The organism is Micromonospora sp. WMMD712 (genome assembly GCF_029581295.1).
Classification (GTDB): domain Bacteria; phylum Actinomycetota; class Actinomycetes; order Mycobacteriales; family Micromonosporaceae; genus Micromonospora; species Micromonospora carbonacea.
On sequence record NZ_CP120743.1, the window covers coordinates 2073059 to 2093133 of the forward strand.

A 20075-nucleotide genomic window follows, 5' to 3' on the forward strand; every position below is an offset into this window, starting at 1 on the left:
TCCTTGAGGTGTCGAATCAGGCGGTGCGCCGGAGACGCCCGGCGTACCGCGACTCGAGGGCGAGGTTGTGCTCGTCCCCACCGGGGACGTTGGCGGAGAGGTAGATAGGGGGTACCTCCCCGGCCTGGTGGAACCGTCGTACGACCTCCGCGGTCACCAACTGCGCCAGCAGCGCGGCGGTGACCGAGGAGACCGCACAGACCGCGCCGCCGCCGGAGAGCGGCAGCAGTGCGTCACCGTACGGCGCGCCGTTGTCCAGCACGACGTCGGCGAGGTCGACGAGCCGGTGCCCCGACGGGTGCCGGGGGGCGACCCGCGAGGTGTGCTCGACCGAGGTGACCGCGATCAGCGGGTGGCCGCGCCCGGTGACCAGCGTCGCCAGCTCGACCACCGAGCCGTTGATGCCGGACTGGGACGCGATCAGGAAGACGTCGCCCGGCTGCGGGGCGGCGAGGGCGTAGAGCTGGTGGGCGACGGCCGGGTCGCGTTCCAGCTTGGGGTCGGCGAGCACGGTGCGGGGCGCGTCGCCGTGCAGCACGAGGTCGTGCAGGGAGATCCGGTTGGTGGGGACCAGCCCGCCGGCCCGGGCGACCAGTTCGGCGGCGAACGCCTCGGAGTGGCCGGCGCCGAACGCCTGGAGCACTCCGCCGGCGCGCAGCCCGGCGGCGATCAGGTCGGCGGCGCGGCCGACCGCCCCGGCCTGCGAGTCGACGACCCGGTCGAGGACGGGCCGGACGGCCTCGGCGTACCCCTGTGCGCTGATCATGAGGTGGCCCCCTTCGCGGCCTTGTGCCCGTCGACGGCCTGGGCGGTGCGCCGGAAGGCCGCGTGGGCGCGGTCGTGGGTGCGCTGGGCGACGGCGATGTAGAGCAGGTCGAGCACGACGAGCTGCGGGTGCCGGGCCGACAGCGCGTCGGGGCGGAACGTGGTGGCCTGGCTGGCGGTGAGCAGCACCAGGTCGGCCAGCTCGGCCAGCGGCGAGCGGGGGAAGCCGGTGAGCGCGACGGTGGTCGCGCCCCGGCTGCCGGCCTCGGCGAGCAGCTCGATGGTCTCCCGGGTCTGCCCGGTGTGCGAGATGCCGAGCGCCACGTCGCCGGGGCCGAGCAGCGCGGCGCTGGCCAGCCCCTCGTGCACGTCGCTCCAGGCCCAGGCGGCCACCCCGATGCGGTGCAGGCTGAACTGCATCTCCTCGCCGACCAGCGCGCTGCCGGACGCGCCGAAGATGTTGACCCGGCTGGCCCCGGCGATGGCCACGGCCGCCCGTTCCACCTGGGCGAGGTCGAGCAGCGCGGCGGTGTCGTGCATGGCCCGGGTGTCGGCGGCCATGATCTGACCGAGCACCCGCTCCAGGGGGTCGCCGGGCTGGATCTCCCGGCCGATGTCGACGGTCCAGCCGGCGGAGCGGGCCCGGCCGGTCTCGGCGGCGATGCCGAGGCGCAGGTCGGCGTAGCCCTCGAAGCCCATCGCACGGCAGAACCGGGTGATGGTGGCCGGGGAGGTGCCGCTGCGCTCGGCCAGCTCGACGATGGTGGCCCGCGCGGCGGCCTCCGGGTCGCTGAGCACGTGCTCGGCGACGCGGCGCAGCGCGCCGGTGAGCTCGCCCGCGCCGGCCCGGACGCGGGCGAGCACGCCGTCGGTGGGCAGGCCGGCCCGCCGGTCGGCCGGGTCGGCGTCGACCACGGCGGCGACCCGGGGGGTGTCGACCTCGTGATCCACCATGCGACGCCTTTCGGAAAAGAGTGTTAACTGTTAGTGGTAAAAGTTCTTACTGAAGGGCCCTCCGTGTCAAGACCGTGGTCGAAGTTTTCAAACTGTTACCTGACGCGCCCACCCCGGCACGCCCGGGATCTTGCCCCGCGCGGCCCGGCCGACCAGCATGAATCCGCCCGCACCGCCGACCCGGGAGGCGCACCGGATGTCCGACACCGTCGTGGTCGGCCTCGACGTCGGGGGTACGTCCACCCGGGCGCTCGCCGTGACGCTGGCCGGGGAGCGCCTCGGCACCGGCCGGGCCGGCGGCGGCAACCCGACCAGCCACGGGGCCGAACGGGCCGCCGCGGAGCTCCTGACCGCCCTGCGCGCCGCCCTGTCCGGCGTGGACCCGGCCCGGGTGCGGGCCGGCACGATCGGGCTGGCCGGGGCGGGACGGCTGCTCGCCGACCCCGCCGGGCGGGCCGCGTTCGACGGGGCGTGGCGCGACGCCGGCCTGCGCTGCCCCTACGCGGTGCACGGCGACGCCCTCGTGGCGTACGCCTCCGGCACGCCCAGCGCGCACGGCACGGTGCTGATCGCCGGCACCGGCGCGATCGCCGCGCAGGTGCGGGACCTGCGGCTGAACCGGGTCGCCGACGGCCACGGCTGGCTGCTCGGCGACGCCGGCTCCGGGTTCTGGCTCGGCCGCGAGGCCGTCCGCCGGCTCCTGGCCGACCTGGACGCGGGGCGCGCCCCGGGGCCGCTGGGCCGCCGGGTGCTCGCCGAGCTGCTCGGCGACGAGCGGGTCGCCGACCGACCCCGCGACACCGTCGACGCCGTGGTGCAGGCCGTCACCCGCCGGCCGCCGGTCGAGCTGTCCCGCCTCGCGCCGCTGGTGGTGGCCGCCGCCGTCGCGGCCGAACCGGTCGCGGCGGGGCTGATCGGGGCGGCCGCCGGCCACCTCGCCGACAGCGCCGCGCGGATCCGCCCGGCCGGCGCGGTGGACCCGGTGGTCCTCGGCGGCGGGCTGCTCACCGGCGACACCCCGCTGGCCGCCGCCGTCGGGGCGGAGCTGGCCCGGCGGTGGCCGGACGCGCCGCTGACCACCGCCGGCGACGGGGCCGCCGGGGCGGCCTGGCTCGCCGCCCGCGACCTGCCCGGGGTCGCCGACCCGGCCGCCCTGCACCCGCTGCTGGTGCCGGCGACGCCCTGACGGCCCTCCCGCCCCGGTCGGCGTGACCGATCCGGCCACCGGGCCGCCCGGCCTGGCCTAGCCTGGGGTGATGCGCCGCCTGCGGCAGCTCGCCGAGCGCACCCCGGCCGGGCGGGAACGCTACGTCGACCTGCTGCGCGCCGTCGCCATCTGCATGGTCGTCGCCGGGCACTGGGGCGTCACCGTCGTCGGCCGCGACGCCGCCGGCCGGCCCACCGGCCACTCGGCGCTCGGCGACCTGCCGTGGGCGTACCCGCTGACCTGGGTGGGGCAGGTGCTGCCGGTGTTCTTCCTCGTCGGCGGGTTCGCCAACGCCGCCTCGCTGACCGCGAACCGGGCCTCAGGCGGCGACGCGACCGGCTGGCTGCTGGGGCGCAGCGCCCGGCTGGTGCCGCCGACCACCGTCCTGCTGCTGGTGCTGGCCGCCGGCGCGGGCGGGGCGTACCTGTGGGGCGCCGGGGAGGCGCGGATCCGCACGGTGGTGTGGTTCGCCACCATCCCGCTGTGGTTCCTCGTGCCCTACCTGGCCGCCGTCGCGCTCACGCCGCCGATGCACGCCCTGCACCGCCGCTTCGGGCTCGCCGTGCCCGTGGCCCTGGTGGGCGTGGTGGCCCTCGGTGACCTGGGCCGGCTGGCCGGGCCCGCGCCGCTGGCGTACGGCAGCTACCTGGCCGGCTGGCTCGCCGTGCACCAGGCCGGCTTCGCCTGGTACGACGCGCACGCCGCGGCCGGCAGCCCCCGGAGCGGCGGCGCGGCCGGCGACACCCGGCACCCGCTGCCGACGTCCCGGCCGGCGGCGGTGGCGCTGCTCGCCGGCGGCCTCGGCGTGCTGCTGCTACTCACCGGCGTGGGGCCGTACCCGGTGGCGATGCTGCACGTGCCCGGCGAGCGGCTCGACAACGCCAGTCCGCCGAGCCTGGCGCTGCTCGCCCTGGCCACCGCCCAGCTCGGGCTGATCCTGCTGCTGCGCGGACCCGCCGAGCGGTGGCTGCGCCGGCCCGGCCCGTGGCAGGCGGTGATCGCGGTCAACTCGGTGGTGCTGACCGTGTTCCTCTGGCACCTCACGGCGGCCCTGCTGCTGGTCGGCGCGCTGGACGCGCTCGGCCGGCTGCCCACCCCGGCGGTGGGGACCGCCGCGTGGCTGGCCTGGCGGGTGCCCTGGCTGCTGCTGCTCGCCGTGGTGCTGGCCGGGCTCGTGGCCGTCTTCGGGCCGGTCGAGGCGCGGGCCGGCCGGCGGCGGCGCGCCGGGGAGGGTGCGCGTCGCCGCCGAACGGTCCGCACCGGCCTGGTGGTCGCCGGGTACGCCGCCGTGATCGCGGGGCTGCTGGTCAACACCGTCGCCCCGAAGGACACCCCCGCCCCGCTGGGGCTGCCCGCCCCGGCGCTGGTGGCGTACCTGGCCGGGGCGGGGCTGCTGCGGGGGCTCAGGTCTGGGTGGGGAAGCCGAGGTTGACCCCGCCGTGGCGGGGGTCCAGCCACCGGCTGGTCACCACCTTGCCCCGGGTGTAGAACGCCACCCCGTCGGCGCCGTGGGCGTGCAGGTCGCCGAAGAGGGACGCCTTCCAGCCGCCGAACGAGTAGTACGCCATCGGCACCGGGATCGGCACGTTGATGCCGACCATGCCGGCCTCCACCTCGTGCTGGTAGCGCCGGGCCGCCCCGCCGTCGTTGGTGAAGATCGCCGTGCCGTTGCCGTACGGGTTGGCGTTCACGAGGTCCACCGCCTCGTCGTACGAGCCGACCCGCAGCACGCAGAGCACCGGCCCGAAGATCTCGTCGGTGTAGATCGACATGTCCGGGGTGACCCGGTCGAACAGGGTCGGGCCCAGCCAGAAGCCGTCCGGGTCCCCGTCCGGGACGACGTCGCGCCCGTCGACCACGGGCACCGCCCCGGCGGCCACCCCGGCGTCGACGTACTCGCGGACCTTCGCGGCGTGCGCGGCGGTGACCAGGGGACCCATGTCGCAGCCGCGCCGGCCGTCGCCGGTGCGCAGCCGGCCCATCCGCTCGGCGATCCGGGCGACCAGGGCGTCGGCGACCGGCTCCACCGCGACCAGCGCGGAGATCGCCATGCACCGCTCCCCCGCCGAGCCGAAGCCCGCGTTGACCGCTGCGTCGGCGGCCAGGTCCAGGTCGGCGTCGGGGAGCACGACCATGTGGTTCTTCGCCCCGCCGAGGGCCTGCACCCGCTTGCCGGCGGCGGTGCCGCGCTGGTGCACGTGCCGGGCGACCGGGGTGGAGCCGACGAACGACACCGCCTGCACCCCCGGGTGGTCGAGCAGCGCGTCGACCGCCTCGGCGTCGCCGTTGACCACGTTGAGCACCCCGTCGGGCAGGCCGGCCTCGGCGAACCACTCGGCCAGCAGCAGCGCCGCGCTCGGGTCCTTCTCGCTGGGCTTGAGCACCACCGCGTTGCCGCAGGCCACCGCGACCGGGACGAACCACAGGGGCACCATCACCGGGAAGTTGAACGGGGAGATCACCGCGACCACCCCGAGCGGCTGGCGCAGGCTGTACGAGTCGACCTCGGTGGACACGTTCTCGCTGAACCCGCCGCGCAGGGCCGAGGGGATGCCGCAGGCGTACTCGACGACCTCCAGGCCGCGCTGCACCTCCCCGGCGGCGTCGGCGAGCACCTTGCCGTGCTCGGCGGTGATCACCTCGGCGAGCCGGTCGCGGCGGGCGTTGACCAGCTCGCGGAACGCGAACAGCACGGCCGTGCGCTTGGCCAGGGAGGCGTCGCGCCAGGCCCGCGCGGCGCGGCCGGCGGCGGCGACCGCGTCCGCCACGTCCGCGGCGGAGGCCAGCGCCACCTGCCCGGTACGTCGCCCCGTGGCCGGGTCGAACACGTCCCCGCGCCGGCCGGACGCGCCGTCGACCCGCAAGCCGTCGACGAAGTGGCCGATGAGGTCCGCGCCGGGGTGCCCGGCCGGAGTCACGCCGCCACCCCGCCGTCGGCGCAGGAGCGGACGGCGTCGACCAGGATGGCCAGCCCCTCGCGGGCCTCCTCCTCGGTGAGGGTCAGCGGCGGGCCCATCCGCAGCACGTTGCCGTAGAGGCCGCCCTTGCCGACGAGCAGCCCGCCGGCCCGGCACGCCTCGAAGACGCGGGTGGTCAGGGCCGGGTCGGGCTCGACGGTGCCCGGGTGGACGAACTCGACGCCGAGCATCAGCCCCTTGCCGCGTACCTCGGCGACGCAGTCGAGGTCGGCCACGGCGGCCCGCAGCCCGTCGACGAGGATCGCGCCGACGCGGGCGGCGTTGGCCTGGAGGTCGTGGTCGAGCAGGTAGTCCAGGACGGCGTTGCCGGCGGCCGTGGCGAGCGGGTTGCCGCCGAAGGTGGAGAAGCTGATCGCCGGCACCGACTCCATGACCTCGGCCCGGCCGACGACCCCGGCGAGGGCGAAGCCGTTGCCGATGCCCTTGGCGAAGGTGAGCAGGTCCGGGGTGACGCCGTGCGCCTGGTAGCCCCAGAAGTGCTCGCCGGTGCGCCCCCAGCCGGTCTGCACCTCGTCGGAGATCAGCAGGATGCCGTGCTCGTCGAGGACCTTCTGCCAGGCGGCGAGGAGCCCGTCGGGGCCGTGCACGAAGCCGCCGACGCCCTGGACCGGCTCGGCGATCAGGCAGGCGACGTCGCCGGCGGTCTGGGTGGCGAGGACCTCGCGCAGGTCCTCGACCGCCGCGTCGAGGCGGTCGGCGGGGTCGAGGCGGGACAGCAGGCCGCGCAGCCGCTCGCCCGAGTGCAGCCAGGCCACCTGGAGCGGGTTGAGGGCGCTGGCCGACCAGCCCCGGTTGCCGGTGACGCCCATCGTCGCGTAGGTGCGCCCGTGGTAGCTGTTGCGCACGGCGAGGATCTGGTGGGAGCGGCGGTGGTTGGTGGCGGCCAGCAGGGCGGCCTCGTTGGCCTCGGTGCCGGAGTTGGTGAAGAAGACCCGGGCGTCGGGGATGCCGGAGTGCCGGACGATCTTCTCGGCCAGCTCGACCTGCTGGCGGATCAGGTAGAGCGTCGAGGTGTGCACGAGGCCCGTGGCGAGCTGCCGCTGCACCGCCTCGCGGATCTCGGGGATGTCGTAGCCGATCATGTTGGTCAGCACGCCGCCGAAGAAGTCCAGGTAGGTGCGGCCCTGCGCGTCGGTGACCCGGCGACCGGCGCCGGAGACCAGCTCGATCGGCTCGGCGTAGTAGAGCGGCATCCAGGACGGCAGCACGGCCCGGTGCCGGGCCAGCAGGTCGTCGGTCATTCGTCGCACCCTCCAGCGCGTTGGCGGTCACCGCACGCTCCCACCCACCGGCGGCGGGGACAACTGCCACTGTGTAGCGGACCGCCGGCCTTCGGCTGACAGCACGTCAACCGATCGGCTGCGGTTTCCGGGGCGTCCGGCGCGGCCGACGCGCGTTTCCCGTCGTGCCGGCCTCCGGAGGCGACGTGATCCGCACGGTACGATCCGCAGCGTGCGGATCATGCGGGACGTGCCGCTGCCCGACGGGGCGGCGGGTGCTCCCCCGGCCCGGATCGTCGCCGGGCTGCACGCCTGGGTGACCTCGCCGCCGCTGCGCGGCCTCGTCGCACGGTTCGGCGGCGACGCGCCCCCGGGCGATCCGGCCTCCGGCGACCGGCTTGCCCGCGACCCGCTCTCCGGCGACCCGCTCTCCGGCGATCTGGCGGCGGCGCTGGCCTGGCTGGACGACTTCTCCGCCCGGCACTGGGACTTCCGGGGCGGCCGGGAACGCCCCGAGGCCGCCGAGCCCGCGTTCGATCCCCGCACGGCGGGGCAGGTGCTCGCCGCGGCGTCCGCGCTGGGCCTGGTCCGCCCGGTCCCGCCGGCCCGCCGGGCGTACGCGCACCTGGTCGTCCTCGGCGGGCTCGCGCACGCCTGCCTACGCCGGGTGGCGTACGCCGCGCACCTGGTGCGCTCGGGCACGGCGGTGGCCGGCGAGGTGGCCGTGCTGGGCAGTTTCCGACCGCTGTCGGTGGCGGAGCGCCGGACACTGGCCGACGCGGGCGTCACGGCCGGCGACACCGAGGTGGACGCCCTCGACGCGGCGGTCCGGCTCGCCTTCGGGGTGGCCGGGCCGGCCGAGGCGGACGGCGTGGACGCCGGGGACCCGCACCGGTCCTGGTCCTCGCGCACCTGGCGGCCGGCGGAGTCGCCCCCGGTGCGGGTGCTCGCCGCCCCGTCCGGCGATCCCGGGCGGCGGCGGGCGCACACCGCCGACACGCAGCGGTTCTGGGCCGAGCACGTCCGGCTCGCGCCGGGCGATCCGGTGCTGGTGGTCACCGCGCCGGTCTACGTACCGTTCCAGCACTGCGACGCGTTGCGCACGCTCGCCGTGCCGTACGGGTGCGGGATCGAGACCGTCGGCGTCGACCCGGCCCTGCCCGGCCTGGCGCGGCTGCCCGAGCCGGCCCCGACGCCGGGGCGCTACCTCCAGGAGATCCGCTCGGCGATCCGGTCGATGCGGGCCCTGCACGCCGCCGTCACGACCGGTCGAGCGGCCCGCTGAGCGGCCGGCGACCGAGGGCCCGGCCGGCGTCCGACGGGGAGATCGGCCGCCGGCCGGGCCGGCGCGGGGTCAGTTCACGTAGACCGTCGCGCCGCCCTGGGTGGTGTCCCGGACGGGGGCGTACGTCGCGCTGAAGTACGCCGAGGAGAAGCAGGTGCCCGGCCCGGAGGACTTGGTGAACGGCTGGTTGACGAAGGCGATGGAGGTGGTGGCGTTGGACGCCGTCCCCCGCACGACGCCGCCGTTGGCCTTGTAGACGCAGGTGACGTTGCCCAGCAGGGTGCGCAGCGAGACGGTGCTCTGGATCGACCCGGTGAGGGTGACCGCGCCGGCGCTGGTGACGGTGACGGCGTAGGGCAGGTTGTCGACCGTCACGCTGTTGACCCCGAGGGTGCCGACCACGTTGCTGGTGCAGCTGGTGAAGGTCTGCCCGGTGAGGCTCTCGGTGGCGGTGCCCGGGGCGACCGGGTTGGTGACCGCCTTGGCGGTGAAGGTGGACGCGGCGCACTTGACGCCGGTCGTGCCGGTGGCCGACGAGTAGAAGTTGGCGGTGGTCCCGGTCTTGAGGCTGGCCTGGAGGGTGTCGCCCACCGCGACGGCGGTCCCGCCGGCGCTGCCGGTGGTGAGCACCGTGTTGGCGAGGGCGGCCGGGCCGGCGGCGGAGGCGGGGGCCGCCGCGACGAGGGAGCCGAGCAGCGCGACGGCGGCGAGGCCGACGGCGGCGCGTCCGTACCTGGGCATGGTGGGTCCTTTCGACGGGTGGTGGTGCGACGGCGGCGGCCGGACCGGCGGGTCGCCGCGCCCGGCGGGCCGGGCGCGGCCGGGCGGCCGCGGAGGTGGCCACGGAGACACGCCGTGGCCGTGGGCCCGCCGCCGGTGGACGGTCGGCGGCGGCGGGGGACGGGTGCCGCCGGGCGGCGGCGGGGCGGGGTGTGCGGGTCGGTCACCGGTGGCCCGGCGGGGCGACCCTCGGGATCCGGCCGGTCAGCGGCCGGCGCCGGGTGGGGCACTGCGGCGCAGCCGCGTCACCCGCACCCTTCCGGCCTTGGGGGCACCCGCGCGGTCGGCGATAATGGCGACCATCGAGCCCTCCTTCGGCGCTGCTCGGTGCGGCCATCCGGCGAAGATGACCATCAGTGACCCGACCGGAACCCAACGTGGTGAAGTTATAAACCCCGGAGGGTCGCAAAGTCAATCGTCGATTCATGGAGGTCGATGTCAATGTCGCCGGCGCCCCACCCGGCAACCGGGTCCGCACCCCCGTCGGCCGAGCCCGCCGCCCCGCCCCTGCCGGGGGCCCGGCCCGGGCGCGACCCCGAGCGGGCGATCAAGCGCGGCCCGCGCCGCCAGTCGGCCGAGGAGGTCGCGGCGACCCAGCGCGACCGGCTCTTCGACGGGCTCGTGCACGAGGTGGCGGCCAAGGGCTACGACAACGCCCGGGTCACCGACATCTGCGGCGCGGCCGGCGTGACCCGCCCCGCCTTCTACGCGCTCTTCGCCGGCAAGGAGGACGCCTTCCTGGCCACCTACCGGCACGGCACGGCGGTCCTGCTGCGCCTGATGGACGACGCGTACGCCGGGGCGGGGCCGGACTGGACCGCCGCTGCCCGGGCCGCCCTGCGGATGCTGCTGGAGGTGCTGGCGAGCGTGCCCGCGTTCGCCCGGATGGCGCTCGTGGAGATCGACGCCGCCGGCCCGGCGGCCCGCGCCGAGCGGGACCTGCTGCTGTCGCGGTTCCACCGGTTCTTCCAGCCCGCCCGGCCCCGGTCCCCGCTGTCGGCCGAGGAGGACGACCTGCTGGTGACCACGGTGGTCGCCGGCATCTACGGCACCCTGCGCCTGCGGGTGAGCCAGGGCCGCACGGCAGAGCTGCCCCGGCTGCTGCCGGTCCTGACGTACGCGATGACCGCCCCGTTCCTCGGCCCCACGGCCGGCGGCCGGGCGGCGCGGGCGACCGACGCGGGCGTCCCGGGCGTCACGGCCCCCTGCGCGGTCGACCCGGCGCGCCCCGCCCGGGGGGACGGCTGAGCGCGCCGACGGCTCCCGCGCGGTCAGAAACCGTCGCGGTTTCTCACTATCGGCAATTTTTCGCAGATCGACCGACTCCATTGGGCATCAATCTTGACCGGCCCTTTACTCAGCGGTAACTTCGCTCTGCGACGGACTCGACACGCCGTACGCGAACCAATTCAGATCATCGCCCCGCTCCGCGCCACGGCCCCCGCACCGGCGCGGACGAATCGATCTCGAAGAGGAGCCGTCATGTCGGACGACACCGTATCCACCGAGCCGGTCCCGCCCTCCGGCGGCGTGCGCTGGCGGCGGTTCGCGGCCAGCCTGGCCGTCGCCGGGGCAGGCGCCGCCGGAATGGTGCTGCTCACCGCGCAGGGAGTGCTCGGCGCGCAGTTCGCGATCTCCGGAATGCCCTTCGTCGTCACCGCCGACAAGCTCGACGGGACCGGGTTCGAGCAGTTCGCCACGCTCGACCAGATGATCGAGGACAGTCCCAACCAGGGCGACACCGGCGGCCAGGTCGTCGTGCTCGTCTCGGCGATCGACAGGGCCGAGCTGACCAACCTGTGCCAGAGCATCAACCTCGGCGGCATGTACATGAAGCTCACCGCCGGCACCGGCAGCAAGCCGGTGACCGCCCGCACCATGGTCGTCGACTCCGACGAGATCTCCGGCAACGCGTCGTTCCAGTCGATCGACATCGGCCAGGACGCCAGCACGCTGGACAAGGTCCCCGGGGTGCGCGGCAACCCGGGCGTCTTCGGCCAGCAGGCCGACAAGGTGACCATCACGGGGCTGAGGCAGAACAACTACGCCACCACGGCCGCGGTGTTCACCCTGCCGAACCTGCGGATGAGCTTCTCCTCCGAAGGCTGCTGAGATGACCGAGGGTGACGCGACGCCCATGGCTGACGGTGACGCGACGCCCCGGGCCGCCGGGAGGTCGGCCTCCGGCGGGGCCGGGCGGTGGCGGGCCTGGCGGCGCAGCCGTCCCTTCTGGGGCGGCCTGCTCGTCGCCCTCGGCGGCGTCGAGATCCTCGCCACCCTGCGCGCGCCGCTGCCGGTGATCCTGCACGTCGGGCCGCAGGGGCTGGCCGGCTACCTGGTGCCGGTCATCCTGCTGCTGTGCGGCGTGCTGCTGCTGGCCCACCCGCCGCAGCGGCTCTTCTACGCGCTGGTCTCCCTGGTGCTCGCTCTGGTCTCCTGGCTCACGTCCAACCTGGGCGGCTTCTTCGTCGGGATGCTGCTCGCGCTGGTCGGCGGCTGCCTCGCGTTCGCCTGGACGCCGGCCGGGGCGGGCCGCCGCCCGGCCGACGGCCCAGGGTTCGACCCTCGACGCAGATGCCGCACCAGGAAAGGTCCCCCTTCACAGGCGGAATGGGTGGCCTCGTCGCCGCCTCACCGCGGCACACCGCCCGACGCCGGGGACGGACGGCGCCGGCGGATGACCGACCAGGCATGACCCGCTTCCAGCCCTGCGCGGTTATCCCACGGCCGGGTGGGAAGCGGTATCCCGCGTCCATTCGACGAAGACCTCGGACCAGTGCTCGAAGTTGCGCAACCGGCCATAGCTCGGCGCGCCCCGGCGAGGCGTCCGCGACCCGTCCCCCGCCTGTCGGGGGCGCCAAGCGTCGTCGCCATCCGTCAGCCGAGCGCCTCGCACAGCGCCTGCATCGAGCGGATGGCAGACCGGATCTCCTGAAGGATGGCGGAGGTCGACGGCGGGGAAACCCAGGGACTCGCGCTGCTGTCGAAGCCCACCGTCTCCACCTCGCAGCCGTACGGCAGGCCCAGGAGTCGGACCGCGTCACAGTGCTGGAACGGAACGAAGATGTCGGTGGTCACCACCAGCAGTCGCGCCCCGGCCGACGCCGGCCGCAACAGTTCCGCCCAGCCGATCAGCGTGTCCGCCGTGTTGGCCCGCTGACCCGGCCGGGTCGATGGCGCAGCCAGCACGTGCACCGGAGGCCGAACGTCCACGTGGGACCGTACCCACCAGCCCTGACCGGCTTCGGTCGTACCGGAACGCTGCTCGCTCGCCGGTGCCGCGCCGAACGCATGCCGCAGGGCCGCGGCGACCGCGTCGCCCTCGGTCGCCACGTCGCCCAGCCCGAACTGCTCGGCGATCACGTTCTGCTCGGGTATCGGCCGCAGGCTGCCCAACCCGGCGACCGAGGTGGCCTGCACGCCCTGGCGCAGGATCGTAGCGGCCAGGTGGGCACGCGCCATCATCGTGCGGACACCTCCGCCGAGCACCAAGACGTGGTCGAACCGCCGGTTTCGCGGCATCGCCCGACCAGCCAGCCCCAGCGACCTCGCGGCCGACCGGATGCGCGCGTCGGTCAGGGCCGTGAAGCTCTCCCCCACGGCCTGATCGCGCTCCAACTGCCCCTTTCGATAGTCCCAACAGGCTGCGGAGAACTCCTCCAGCGCTCGTAGCCGGTCGGCAAGGGAGCCGGTCGACCGCGGCCACCCACCGAACTCGCCCAGCAGAGCTGTCATGGCCGACGAGTCGATCCAGGAGGCGATGCCGTCGATGAGCCCGGCCCGGTCGGGCAAGACCGGCCCGGCGCCGGCCGCGATCTGCTCACCGATCGCCGGGCCGGTGGGTAGTGGCACCGGGGGGAAGACCGCCGCTGTCACGCGGTCAGGCTCCCGGCCAGCGCTCCGCACAACCGCTGCATCGACAGGATCCCGGACCGAATCTCCTGGAGATAGCGGTCGGGGTTGGTGGCACCCGGTGCGAGCGGCAGGGTGGCCCGCGCCGGATCGAAGCCGATGGTGTCGATTCCGCATCCGTACCGCGCCGCCAGCATGCGGATCGCGTCGCTGTGCTGGAACGGCACGTAGATCGGGGAGGTGACGACCAGGATCCGATCCGTCGACCGGAGACTGGACCGCTGGGCCCAGAATTCGTACGTGTCGGGGGTGTTCGCGCGACGCTGCTCCGGTTCACTGGAGGGCGCGGCGAGCACGTGCACCGGCGGGGAGCCGGCGGCCTGGTACGTTCGCACCTGCCAGGACCGGTGTGTCACGGTCCCGTCGGACGACTCGCACCGCACCGGCTCCGCGAGCTCGAACGCGCTGCGCACGCCGAAGTCCATCGCGTCCATCTCGAACCGGCTGCCGGCCAGGCCGGGCAGTGCGCTCTCCGCCTCGGTCAACGGTCGGAAACTGCCGAGCGCCGCCACATCACCGACCTCGACGACACCGTCGCGAACGAGTCGGGCGGCATACTCACTACGTTGCAGACACGCCCGACCGAGGCCGCCCAGGACCAGCAGATGGTCATAGGTGGCCCGAGGCGGATCGGTTGGGTCCACGAGACCCAGCGCCGTCGCCACGGCGATCACGAGTGCTGTCCTGGCCGGGTCGAACGTCGGCGCCGTCACCTGGTCACGCTCCACATTGCCCCGCTTGCGGAAGTTCCAGTGGCGGTCGGAGAATGCGTCGAGCCAGGCCAGAAGCTCGCGGACGTCCGCCGACGGCAATCTGCCGCCGTATTCCTCGACCAGCGCACGCATCGGCGGCGATGAGATCCAGCCGAGAATCTCCTCAACCGTCGCCTGCGGACGAAAGACCGACTCGCAAGTCGGAAGGGCGACAGCAGTGAAGCTGACCATGATTCTCCTTCACTGAGCTCGTGGCGTGCCGGTCCGAGGAGTTCCGACCACGTCTCGTCACTCTAGACGAAGATGACGTACGTCGGTCCGCGCCGAAGCCGAGGCGAGGAATCACATCATGGCCGGTCAGAGTGGACTCATCGGGCTGCCGATACCGCGTACTCGGTTGGGTCGAAAGGCGCAGAGGTGCCGTCGGCATCGCTTGGCACGCCGTGTCGAACGGTGCACCGCACGAGGTCGGCGGGCCGGGCACGACAGTCCGCTCGGTCGATCAGTAACCACGGGTCATCCGTTCATAGGATCGACAGACACACGGATGTGACCGAATCTCGATCGATGTCGAATGCTTCCTTCTCGACCCCGGAACGAATCGCGGATGAGCTCGCCAAGCTGAATTACCTGGCCGACCGCGGACTCGCGGCCGCGATCTTCCTCGCCAGGAAGCTGAAGCTGCCGCTGTTCCTTGAGGGCGATCCCGGCGTGGGTAAGACGGCGCTGGCCAGGCAGGTCGGCCTGATGCTGGGCAGCGAGCCGATCCGGTTGCAGTGCTACAGCGGCATCGACCGCTCCCAGGCCCTCTACGAGTGGGATTTTGCCCGCCAGCTGCTACACCTGCGCAGTACATTTGACATCGCGTCGATCTACCGCAGGGAGTTCCTGATCCCCCGGCCGATTCTGCAGGCCGTGGAACAGCACCCGTCGGTGCTGCTCATCGACGAGATCGACCGTGCCGACGACGAGTTCGAGGCGTTCCTGCTCGAAGTCCTCGAAGGCCACACCCTGAGCATTCCCGACTATGGGAAGATAGTCATCGAGGAGCCGCCGTTCGTCGTCCTCACCTCGAACGGCACCCGGGAAGTGCACGGGGCCCTCAAGCGGCGGTGCATCTACCACTGGATCGACCATCCGACCCGAGAAAACGAGGCGGAAATCATCCGCCTGAACGTTCCGGAAGTGGCGGACACCCCGCTAGCCCCGCAGATCGCGGCCGCCATGGCCCAGCTGCGGCAACTTCCGCTGGTCCGGCCCCCCGGCGTCGCCGAGTCGATCGCCTTCGCCCGCGCGGCGGTCGCGCTCGGCCACCGCACCGTCGCCGCGGCCGCCGACGACGCGCTCGGGGTGCTGGTCAAGCAGCACGAGGACGAGGACGCCGTCCGAGGCGTCCTCCGGTCCACCCGGTGACCTCCGCCGCCGACCCGATCATGGATCTGGTGGGGTTCGCCCACCGGCTGCGCACCGACGGGCTCCACGTCGAGGTCACGCGGGTGGCCACCGCGTTGCGCGCGCTCGGCGCGTTCGAACGGCTTGACCCCGAGGACGTCTACTGGGCCACCCGGCTGGCCTTGTGTGCACGGCACGAGGATCTGCCGACCTTCGACGCCGCGTTCGCCGCCTGGTTCGGCAACGGGCCGACTACCGCCCTCGGCCCCGCACTGCTGCCGATCACGGCGGAGAGCGGTGAACCGACGGACGCCCCAGAGGACGAGGGCGAGGACGCCGACATCGAAGGGACGACTTCCCGGGCCGGGTTCGCCGAACGGTTGGCGACGGTGCCACCGTGGACGCTGAGCGACAGCGATCGCGCCGAGGTCGCGTCGTTCGTGGAGGCCTTCATCAGGGCGGTGCCGCTGCACCGGACGATGCGCCGCGCTACCGGCGGGCGGCGGATCGTCGACGTGTCGCGGACGGCGCGGACGATGATGCGCTACGCGGGTGAGCCGGCCCACCTGTGGTACCACCGGCGCCTCCACGCTCGACGTCGCCTGGTCCTCCTGGTGGACGTCAGCTATTCCATGCGTGCCTACCGGGCCTTGTTGCTGCGGTTCGGCTACGCCGCAGTCGCCGCAGCGCCCACGGCTACCGAGGTGTTCACGATCGGCACCCGCCTCGACCGGATCACCCGGCAGTTGCGGTCAACCGATCCGCAGGCGGCGATGCACACGTTGGCCGCCCGCCACTCGGACTGGGACGGTGGGACCCGGCTCAGGGCCACGATCACCGATTTCAGCCAGGTCTGGGGCGGACACCGCATGGTGCGGTCGGCGAACCTGGTGATCATTTCCGACGGCTGGGAGTTGGGCGATCCGGCGCCCCTGGTCGCACAGGTCAGTCGGCTGTCCCGATTGGCACACCGGGTGGTCTGGGCCAACCCGATGGCCGGGGAGCCGGGTTTCACACCGTCCGCCCCGGCGCTGCTGGGCAGCCTGCCGTACGCCCCCCTGGTCGCCACGCCCGACGCCGCGGCCCTGCGCTCACTAGCTAGCCTGCTGGGCTGCCCCGTCTGTGGGCCGCGCTGCCGGCGTCACCGCGAACTCAGGAAGTGGAGTGCTCCGACGTGACCCACGCCCTCGACGACACCGTGCCCCGCGCGCTGGCCCGCGACACCATGCTGCAGCTCGCGCTCGACGCCGAAGAGGCAATGACCATCGTGCGGAAGGACGACCACGTCGCGCGAATGTACGACAACGAGCAGGAGCTGCTCCAGAACGCCGTCGAGCGCCACATGGTGATGGCAACCACCCATCGCCCGTGGACCGGGGATGTCGACCGTGACTGGTCGTTTCGTAGTGGCGGCTACGCGAACGCCGCCACCATCCTGCGGTTCTGTGACTACCTGGGGCACCCCCTGCCCTCGGCCCCGGACATCGAGGGGCTGTACGAGGCCGCGCTCGCCGAACTCCTCCCGACCGATGGAACGGTGCGCGACGGCTCGGCCGCCGTCACCATCACGTGCCGACGGATACGCAGCCTCCGGGCCGCAGGGCAGGCTGCGGAATCCCTGGCGCTGGCGGCAGCCCTGGACCGCCGCGAGTTCTTCTACGGCACCGGTGCCGAACCCCGCGCCGGTGACCTCGACTTCGAGATCGGTGCCAGTCTGCTAGAACTGGGCCAAGCCGGTCAGGTGCACGCTGCGCTGGGTGAGTTGACACAGACCTACTGGGAGTCGACCGAGGCCCGGCACTACTCCACCCGGCACCGCCACAGCTTCGTCCTCGCGCTGGCCGATCGAGCGACCGACCACACCCGGCGCGCCGTCACCCGGATGACCCAGGCACTGGACCACCTGACCGGGTTCCGCATCGCCGACATCCGACACGATGTGTACGAGCTGTCGCTGACCCTGACCCTGGCGGAGCTGTCAGCGGACGGAAGCGGACAGGCGGTCGGACTTGCCGAGCAGGCACTGGCCATCGCCGAGCGGGTGCGCGGCCGGTGGGGCGTGGCCGCCCGGGCCCGCACGCCCCTGTCGGAGGCGTTCCGACGGGTGTACGGCGACATCGCGCTGCTGGCGTCGAGACTGCGCGGCCCCAAGGCCGCCGAGCTCGGACTGCGGGTGTGCCTTGCGGCCAAGCAGACCGGGTTGGCCACTCAGATGCGGGCCGAGGCGTCCCTGTTGCCGACGCAGCTCCAAGGTCTGGTTGACCAGGTACTCCGAGCCGAACGAATCGACCAGCGCGAGCAGGGCGCGGATGCGGATGCGGCACGCCGGCTGCGGGACGAGCAGGAAGAGAGGCTCGCTGAGCTGCACCGGCAGATCGAGAAGCGTGTCAACCCGATCCTCGCGGAGATGACACTGCCCACTCCGACGAGCCTGGCCGCGCTGCTCCGGGCGATCGGCGACCGGCACGCGCTGGACTTCACCGCCCTGCCGGACACGCTTGGCCGCCGGACCAACTGGTTCCGCACGCTGACCGCCCCGGACAGCGTTGTCATGTTCGAGCCGTTCGACCCGGGGGCGGCTCTGACCCACTACGTCGACGGCCGACGCGGCCGAGAATCCGGGGACAGGGTCGACCTCGACCTCGGCTCCCCGGACTGGCACCAGCTGGGCGACGCCGTTCTGCCCGGCGAACTGCGCCGCCGCCTCGCCGCCGCCACCCTGGCGGAACCGCTGGAGTTGGTGGTGTCGGCGCATCGGGAGTTGTGCCTGCTGCCCTGGGCGGCCCTGGTGATCGACACCGCAGGAACGCGACTGGTGTGCCGGGCGGTGCTCGCCCAGACCCCGGTGCTGACCTGCCTGTCTGATTCACCGCCACCCGCCGTGTCCGGCCCGGCGCTGATCCGGCTAGTGTCGCTGGCCGAGCAGGGCGTCTCGATCGAATCGGAGCTTCGGGCCTGGGGCCTGGAACTGTCCGAGGACGAGAGGGTCCCGCTGAGTCGCCGCACACTCGACGGGCAGCAGCTCGACCTGCCCGGATCCCCCCGCATCAGCGCGCTCCTGCGGGACCGGACGGACTGCGGGCTGATCCACATCACGGCGCACGGCCACGGCCACGGCCTCGACCAACACCTGGCGCTCCCCGAGGAGACCGACACCGCCGGCCGGCTGTCCGCCGGGTTCGCGCTGGCGCTGCACTGGCCGGAGTCGACACTGATGGTCTCCTGCCAGGTCGGCGCGGTCACCAACGCGGAGGACACCGAGCCGGTCGGTCTGGTCGTGGCCGTGCTGACCGGTGGCGGACGAAGCGTCGCGGCGGCGATCGAGAAGGTGGCGAACCTCCCGACCGGCCGGATGGCCGCGCGGCTCGTGCAGCTCGTCCAGCAGTCCGGTATCCGCCTGGACCATGCGCTCCGCCTCGCCCAGCTGTCCTTCATGCACGAGCGGGTGGCCAACTGGGCGCTGTTCAACGCGTACGTCAGATAGGGCGGCTCCGAGTCACCGGCCGGCCGACGACGGCCGACACCCGCTCGGCCCGGCCCGGCTCGTCGGCGTACTTGTCGAGGACGAACCAGCGTGCGCGCCATGCGCGGTATCCCGGCGCGCCGCCGAACGCCACCCGGCACGCCTCGACACCGTCGAAGAAGTTGGGCATGAGGGCACCGCCGAATCCGCGGAACATGCTGCGCTGCCGTTCCTGTCCCTTCCCGTCGACGATCGTCTCGGTCAACCAGGCGGACATGGCCTCCACCGCAGCGTCGTCGAGAACCTCGTGCGACAGGCACGGCGCGAACGTCAGCGAGCTGCGCAGCCGGCGGCCCGGCATCAGCAGGGCGGCGGCCAGCCGGATCTGGACGACCGCGAGCTTGAGATCGTCCCGCAACTCCTGCGGTTCGCCCTTGCTGTTCGTGATCGGTCGTTCCACATACTCGTATGCCGCGTCGAAGCGGGCGCGCAGCTTGCTTCGGCTGTCGTCCCAGGAGTCGTCGTCACCGAGCGGGAAGTAGCCGAGCCGCTGCATCTCCGGGGACAGCCCCAGCATGAGCAGGACGGCCCGCGCGGTCATGATCCCCGGGTTGACGAAGCTGGTCGGCAGCGCGAGGCGCTCCTTCGTCGGCTCGTCGACGAAATTGTGCTTCTTGACGCGCTCGGCCGCGTCCAAGGCCTGCTCCCCCAGGGTGGCACCTTCCGACAGGTCGCTGAAGATCAGCTGAACGTGCTTCTCGCGGTGCGGCCGGTCTGCGTCCTCACTGCCGGCCGCGAACTCCTCGGCCCACCGATCGATCATCCGCTCGGCGATCCGGCAGGCGGTGCCGGTCTCGGCCAGGTCCAACTGGAGCAGGATCTCGTCGAGATGGAGCTCGATCGAGTCGAGCTGGGGAGACGTCGGCTTCCGGTGGTACGTGAGATGGTCGGTGTGCCGCCTGCGCGCCTCCTGGTGGGCGAACCGCGCGCGATCGAACGACTCACGCGTGTCCTCCTTCGACTCCGCCAGCGCCAGGGCCCGGAGCGCCCCCAGAGCCCGGGGGGCGTACTCCGGCCAGGGCAGCTTCTGGGCGGCATGAGCGATGCGCAGGATCCGCTCGTGGTGCGCCCGAGCCTCCACGTGGGTAACGCCGCCGCGCTCCCGGTACCCGTCCCGGATGAGTCTCACGGCCGCCCAGGTCGCCTCGTACATCAGCCAGCCCATCAACGGCAGCAGCTCGGCGACGTCGTCAGGCGGCAACTGGGGCTTCGGGTCACGCTCGTAGGCCGCGACATCGGCCTCGATGGCGCTGACGAGTTTGTCGTCGCACGCGGTCCTTAGTCGACGAAGGGCGAGGCATAGCTCCTCGAGACGCGCGGCGTTCATGACGTTCACAGACACTCCT

17 protein-coding genes are annotated in these 20075 nt (G+C 73.4%); 9 read left to right on the plus strand and 8 right to left on the minus strand.

Translation table 11 applies throughout. The features are described 5' to 3' along the window. Positions 1–16: 16 nt before the first annotated feature. Together O7633_RS08545 and O7633_RS08550 are read right to left on the minus strand one after the other, a co-directional pair. Positions 17–766 (minus strand): SIS domain-containing protein, encoded by a 750-nt coding sequence (locus O7633_RS08545; protein WP_278127838.1) that lies wholly within the window; start codon positions 764–766, stop codon positions 17–19. Then, entirely contained in the window at positions 763–1719 is a 957-nt protein-coding gene (locus tag O7633_RS08550; RefSeq protein ID WP_278127839.1) for a MurR/RpiR family transcriptional regulator, read from the minus strand. Before O7633_RS08550 ends, O7633_RS08545 begins: the two co-directional genes overlap by 4 nt. A 196-nt stretch (positions 1720–1915) precedes the next feature. Between O7633_RS08550 and O7633_RS08555 the strand changes: the two genes are divergently transcribed. Further along, positions 1916–2905 carry a BadF/BadG/BcrA/BcrD ATPase family protein gene (locus O7633_RS08555; protein ID WP_282327227.1) on the plus strand — a complete coding sequence of 330 codons (990 nt, stop codon included), beginning with the start codon at positions 1916–1918 and terminating at the stop codon, positions 2903–2905. A gap of 70 nt (positions 2906–2975) precedes the next feature. Beyond that, positions 2976–4358, plus strand: coding sequence for an acyltransferase (locus O7633_RS08560; RefSeq protein WP_282327228.1), 1383 nt, complete (start codon positions 2976–2978; stop codon positions 4356–4358). On the opposite strand, the gene O7633_RS08565 is transcribed toward O7633_RS08560, so the two are convergent. Both O7633_RS08565 and O7633_RS08570 read right to left on the minus strand, forming a co-directional pair. Beyond that, positions 4330–5844, minus strand: a complete 1515-nt coding sequence (locus O7633_RS08565; RefSeq protein ID WP_282327229.1) for a CoA-acylating methylmalonate-semialdehyde dehydrogenase — start codon at positions 5842–5844, stop codon at positions 4330–4332. The genes O7633_RS08560 and O7633_RS08565 overlap by 29 nt on opposite strands. Further along, positions 5841–7145: an aminotransferase class III-fold pyridoxal phosphate-dependent enzyme gene (locus O7633_RS08570; protein WP_282327230.1), complete on the minus strand. Its 1305-nt coding sequence runs from the start codon at positions 7143–7145 to the stop codon at positions 5841–5843. Before O7633_RS08570 ends, O7633_RS08565 begins: the two co-directional genes overlap by 4 nt. A 220-nt stretch (positions 7146–7365) precedes the next feature. Between O7633_RS08570 and O7633_RS08575 the strand changes: the two genes are divergently transcribed. Continuing rightward, positions 7366–8409, plus strand: coding sequence for a hypothetical protein (locus O7633_RS08575; protein ID WP_282328497.1), 1044 nt, complete (start codon positions 7366–7368; stop codon positions 8407–8409). Positions 8410–8478: 69 nt separating this feature from the next. On the opposite strand, the gene O7633_RS08580 is transcribed toward O7633_RS08575, so the two are convergent. Then, positions 8479–9150 (minus strand): Tat pathway signal sequence domain protein, encoded by a 672-nt coding sequence (locus O7633_RS08580; protein ID WP_278127851.1) that lies wholly within the window; start codon positions 9148–9150, stop codon positions 8479–8481. 474 nt (positions 9151–9624) lie between these two features. Here O7633_RS08580 and O7633_RS08585 point away from each other — a divergent pair, with 474 nt between their 5' ends. From O7633_RS08585 to O7633_RS08595, 3 genes are all read left to right on the plus strand, one after another. Further along, positions 9625–10437 carry a TetR/AcrR family transcriptional regulator gene (locus O7633_RS08585; protein ID WP_278127852.1) on the plus strand — a complete coding sequence of 271 codons (813 nt, stop codon included), beginning with the start codon at positions 9625–9627 and terminating at the stop codon, positions 10435–10437. Between the two features lie 234 nt (positions 10438–10671). Then, a complete protein-coding gene (locus tag O7633_RS08590; protein WP_074474272.1) occupies positions 10672–11301 on the plus strand; it encodes a DUF6230 family protein in 630 nt (209 codons plus the stop codon). Positions 11302–11326: 25 nt separating this feature from the next. Then, positions 11327–11884 (plus strand): DUF6114 domain-containing protein, encoded by a 558-nt coding sequence (locus O7633_RS08595; protein WP_282327231.1) that lies wholly within the window; start codon positions 11327–11329, stop codon positions 11882–11884. A gap of 182 nt (positions 11885–12066) precedes the next feature. On the opposite strand, the gene O7633_RS08600 is transcribed toward O7633_RS08595, so the two are convergent. Both O7633_RS08600 and O7633_RS08605 read right to left on the minus strand, forming a co-directional pair. Next, complete coding sequence (locus tag O7633_RS08600; RefSeq protein ID WP_282327233.1) at positions 12067–13065, minus strand: hypothetical protein; 999 nt, start codon at positions 13063–13065, stop codon at positions 12067–12069. After that, positions 13062–14045, minus strand: a complete 984-nt coding sequence (locus O7633_RS08605; protein WP_282327235.1) for a hypothetical protein — start codon at positions 14043–14045, stop codon at positions 13062–13064. The genes O7633_RS08600 and O7633_RS08605 overlap by 4 nt, the downstream gene beginning before the upstream one ends. Before the next feature lie 336 nt (positions 14046–14381). On the opposite strand from O7633_RS08605, the gene O7633_RS08610 reads away from it, so the two are divergent. From O7633_RS08610 to O7633_RS08620, 3 genes are read left to right on the plus strand one after another with little or no spacing between them, the layout of a single operon-like run. Beyond that, on the plus strand, positions 14382–15227 hold the full coding sequence (locus O7633_RS08610) for a MoxR family ATPase (protein WP_282327237.1): 846 nt from the start codon (positions 14382–14384) through the stop codon (positions 15225–15227). After that, the gene (locus tag O7633_RS08615; protein WP_282327239.1) at positions 15224–16384 is read left to right on the plus strand and encodes a VWA domain-containing protein; all 1161 of its coding nucleotides are present in this window, start codon (positions 15224–15226) and stop codon (positions 16382–16384) included. Before O7633_RS08610 ends, O7633_RS08615 begins: the two co-directional genes overlap by 4 nt. Next, positions 16381–18690 (plus strand): CHAT domain-containing protein, encoded by a 2310-nt coding sequence (locus tag O7633_RS08620; protein WP_282327241.1) that lies wholly within the window; start codon positions 16381–16383, stop codon positions 18688–18690. The genes O7633_RS08615 and O7633_RS08620 overlap by 4 nt, the downstream gene beginning before the upstream one ends. On the opposite strand, the gene O7633_RS08625 is transcribed toward O7633_RS08620, so the two are convergent. Further along, positions 18683–20065, minus strand: a complete 1383-nt coding sequence (locus tag O7633_RS08625; protein WP_282327242.1) for a hypothetical protein — start codon at positions 20063–20065, stop codon at positions 18683–18685. The two genes, O7633_RS08620 and O7633_RS08625, sit on opposite strands and share 8 nt — an antisense overlap. Between the last annotated feature and the right edge of the window lie 10 nt (positions 20066–20075).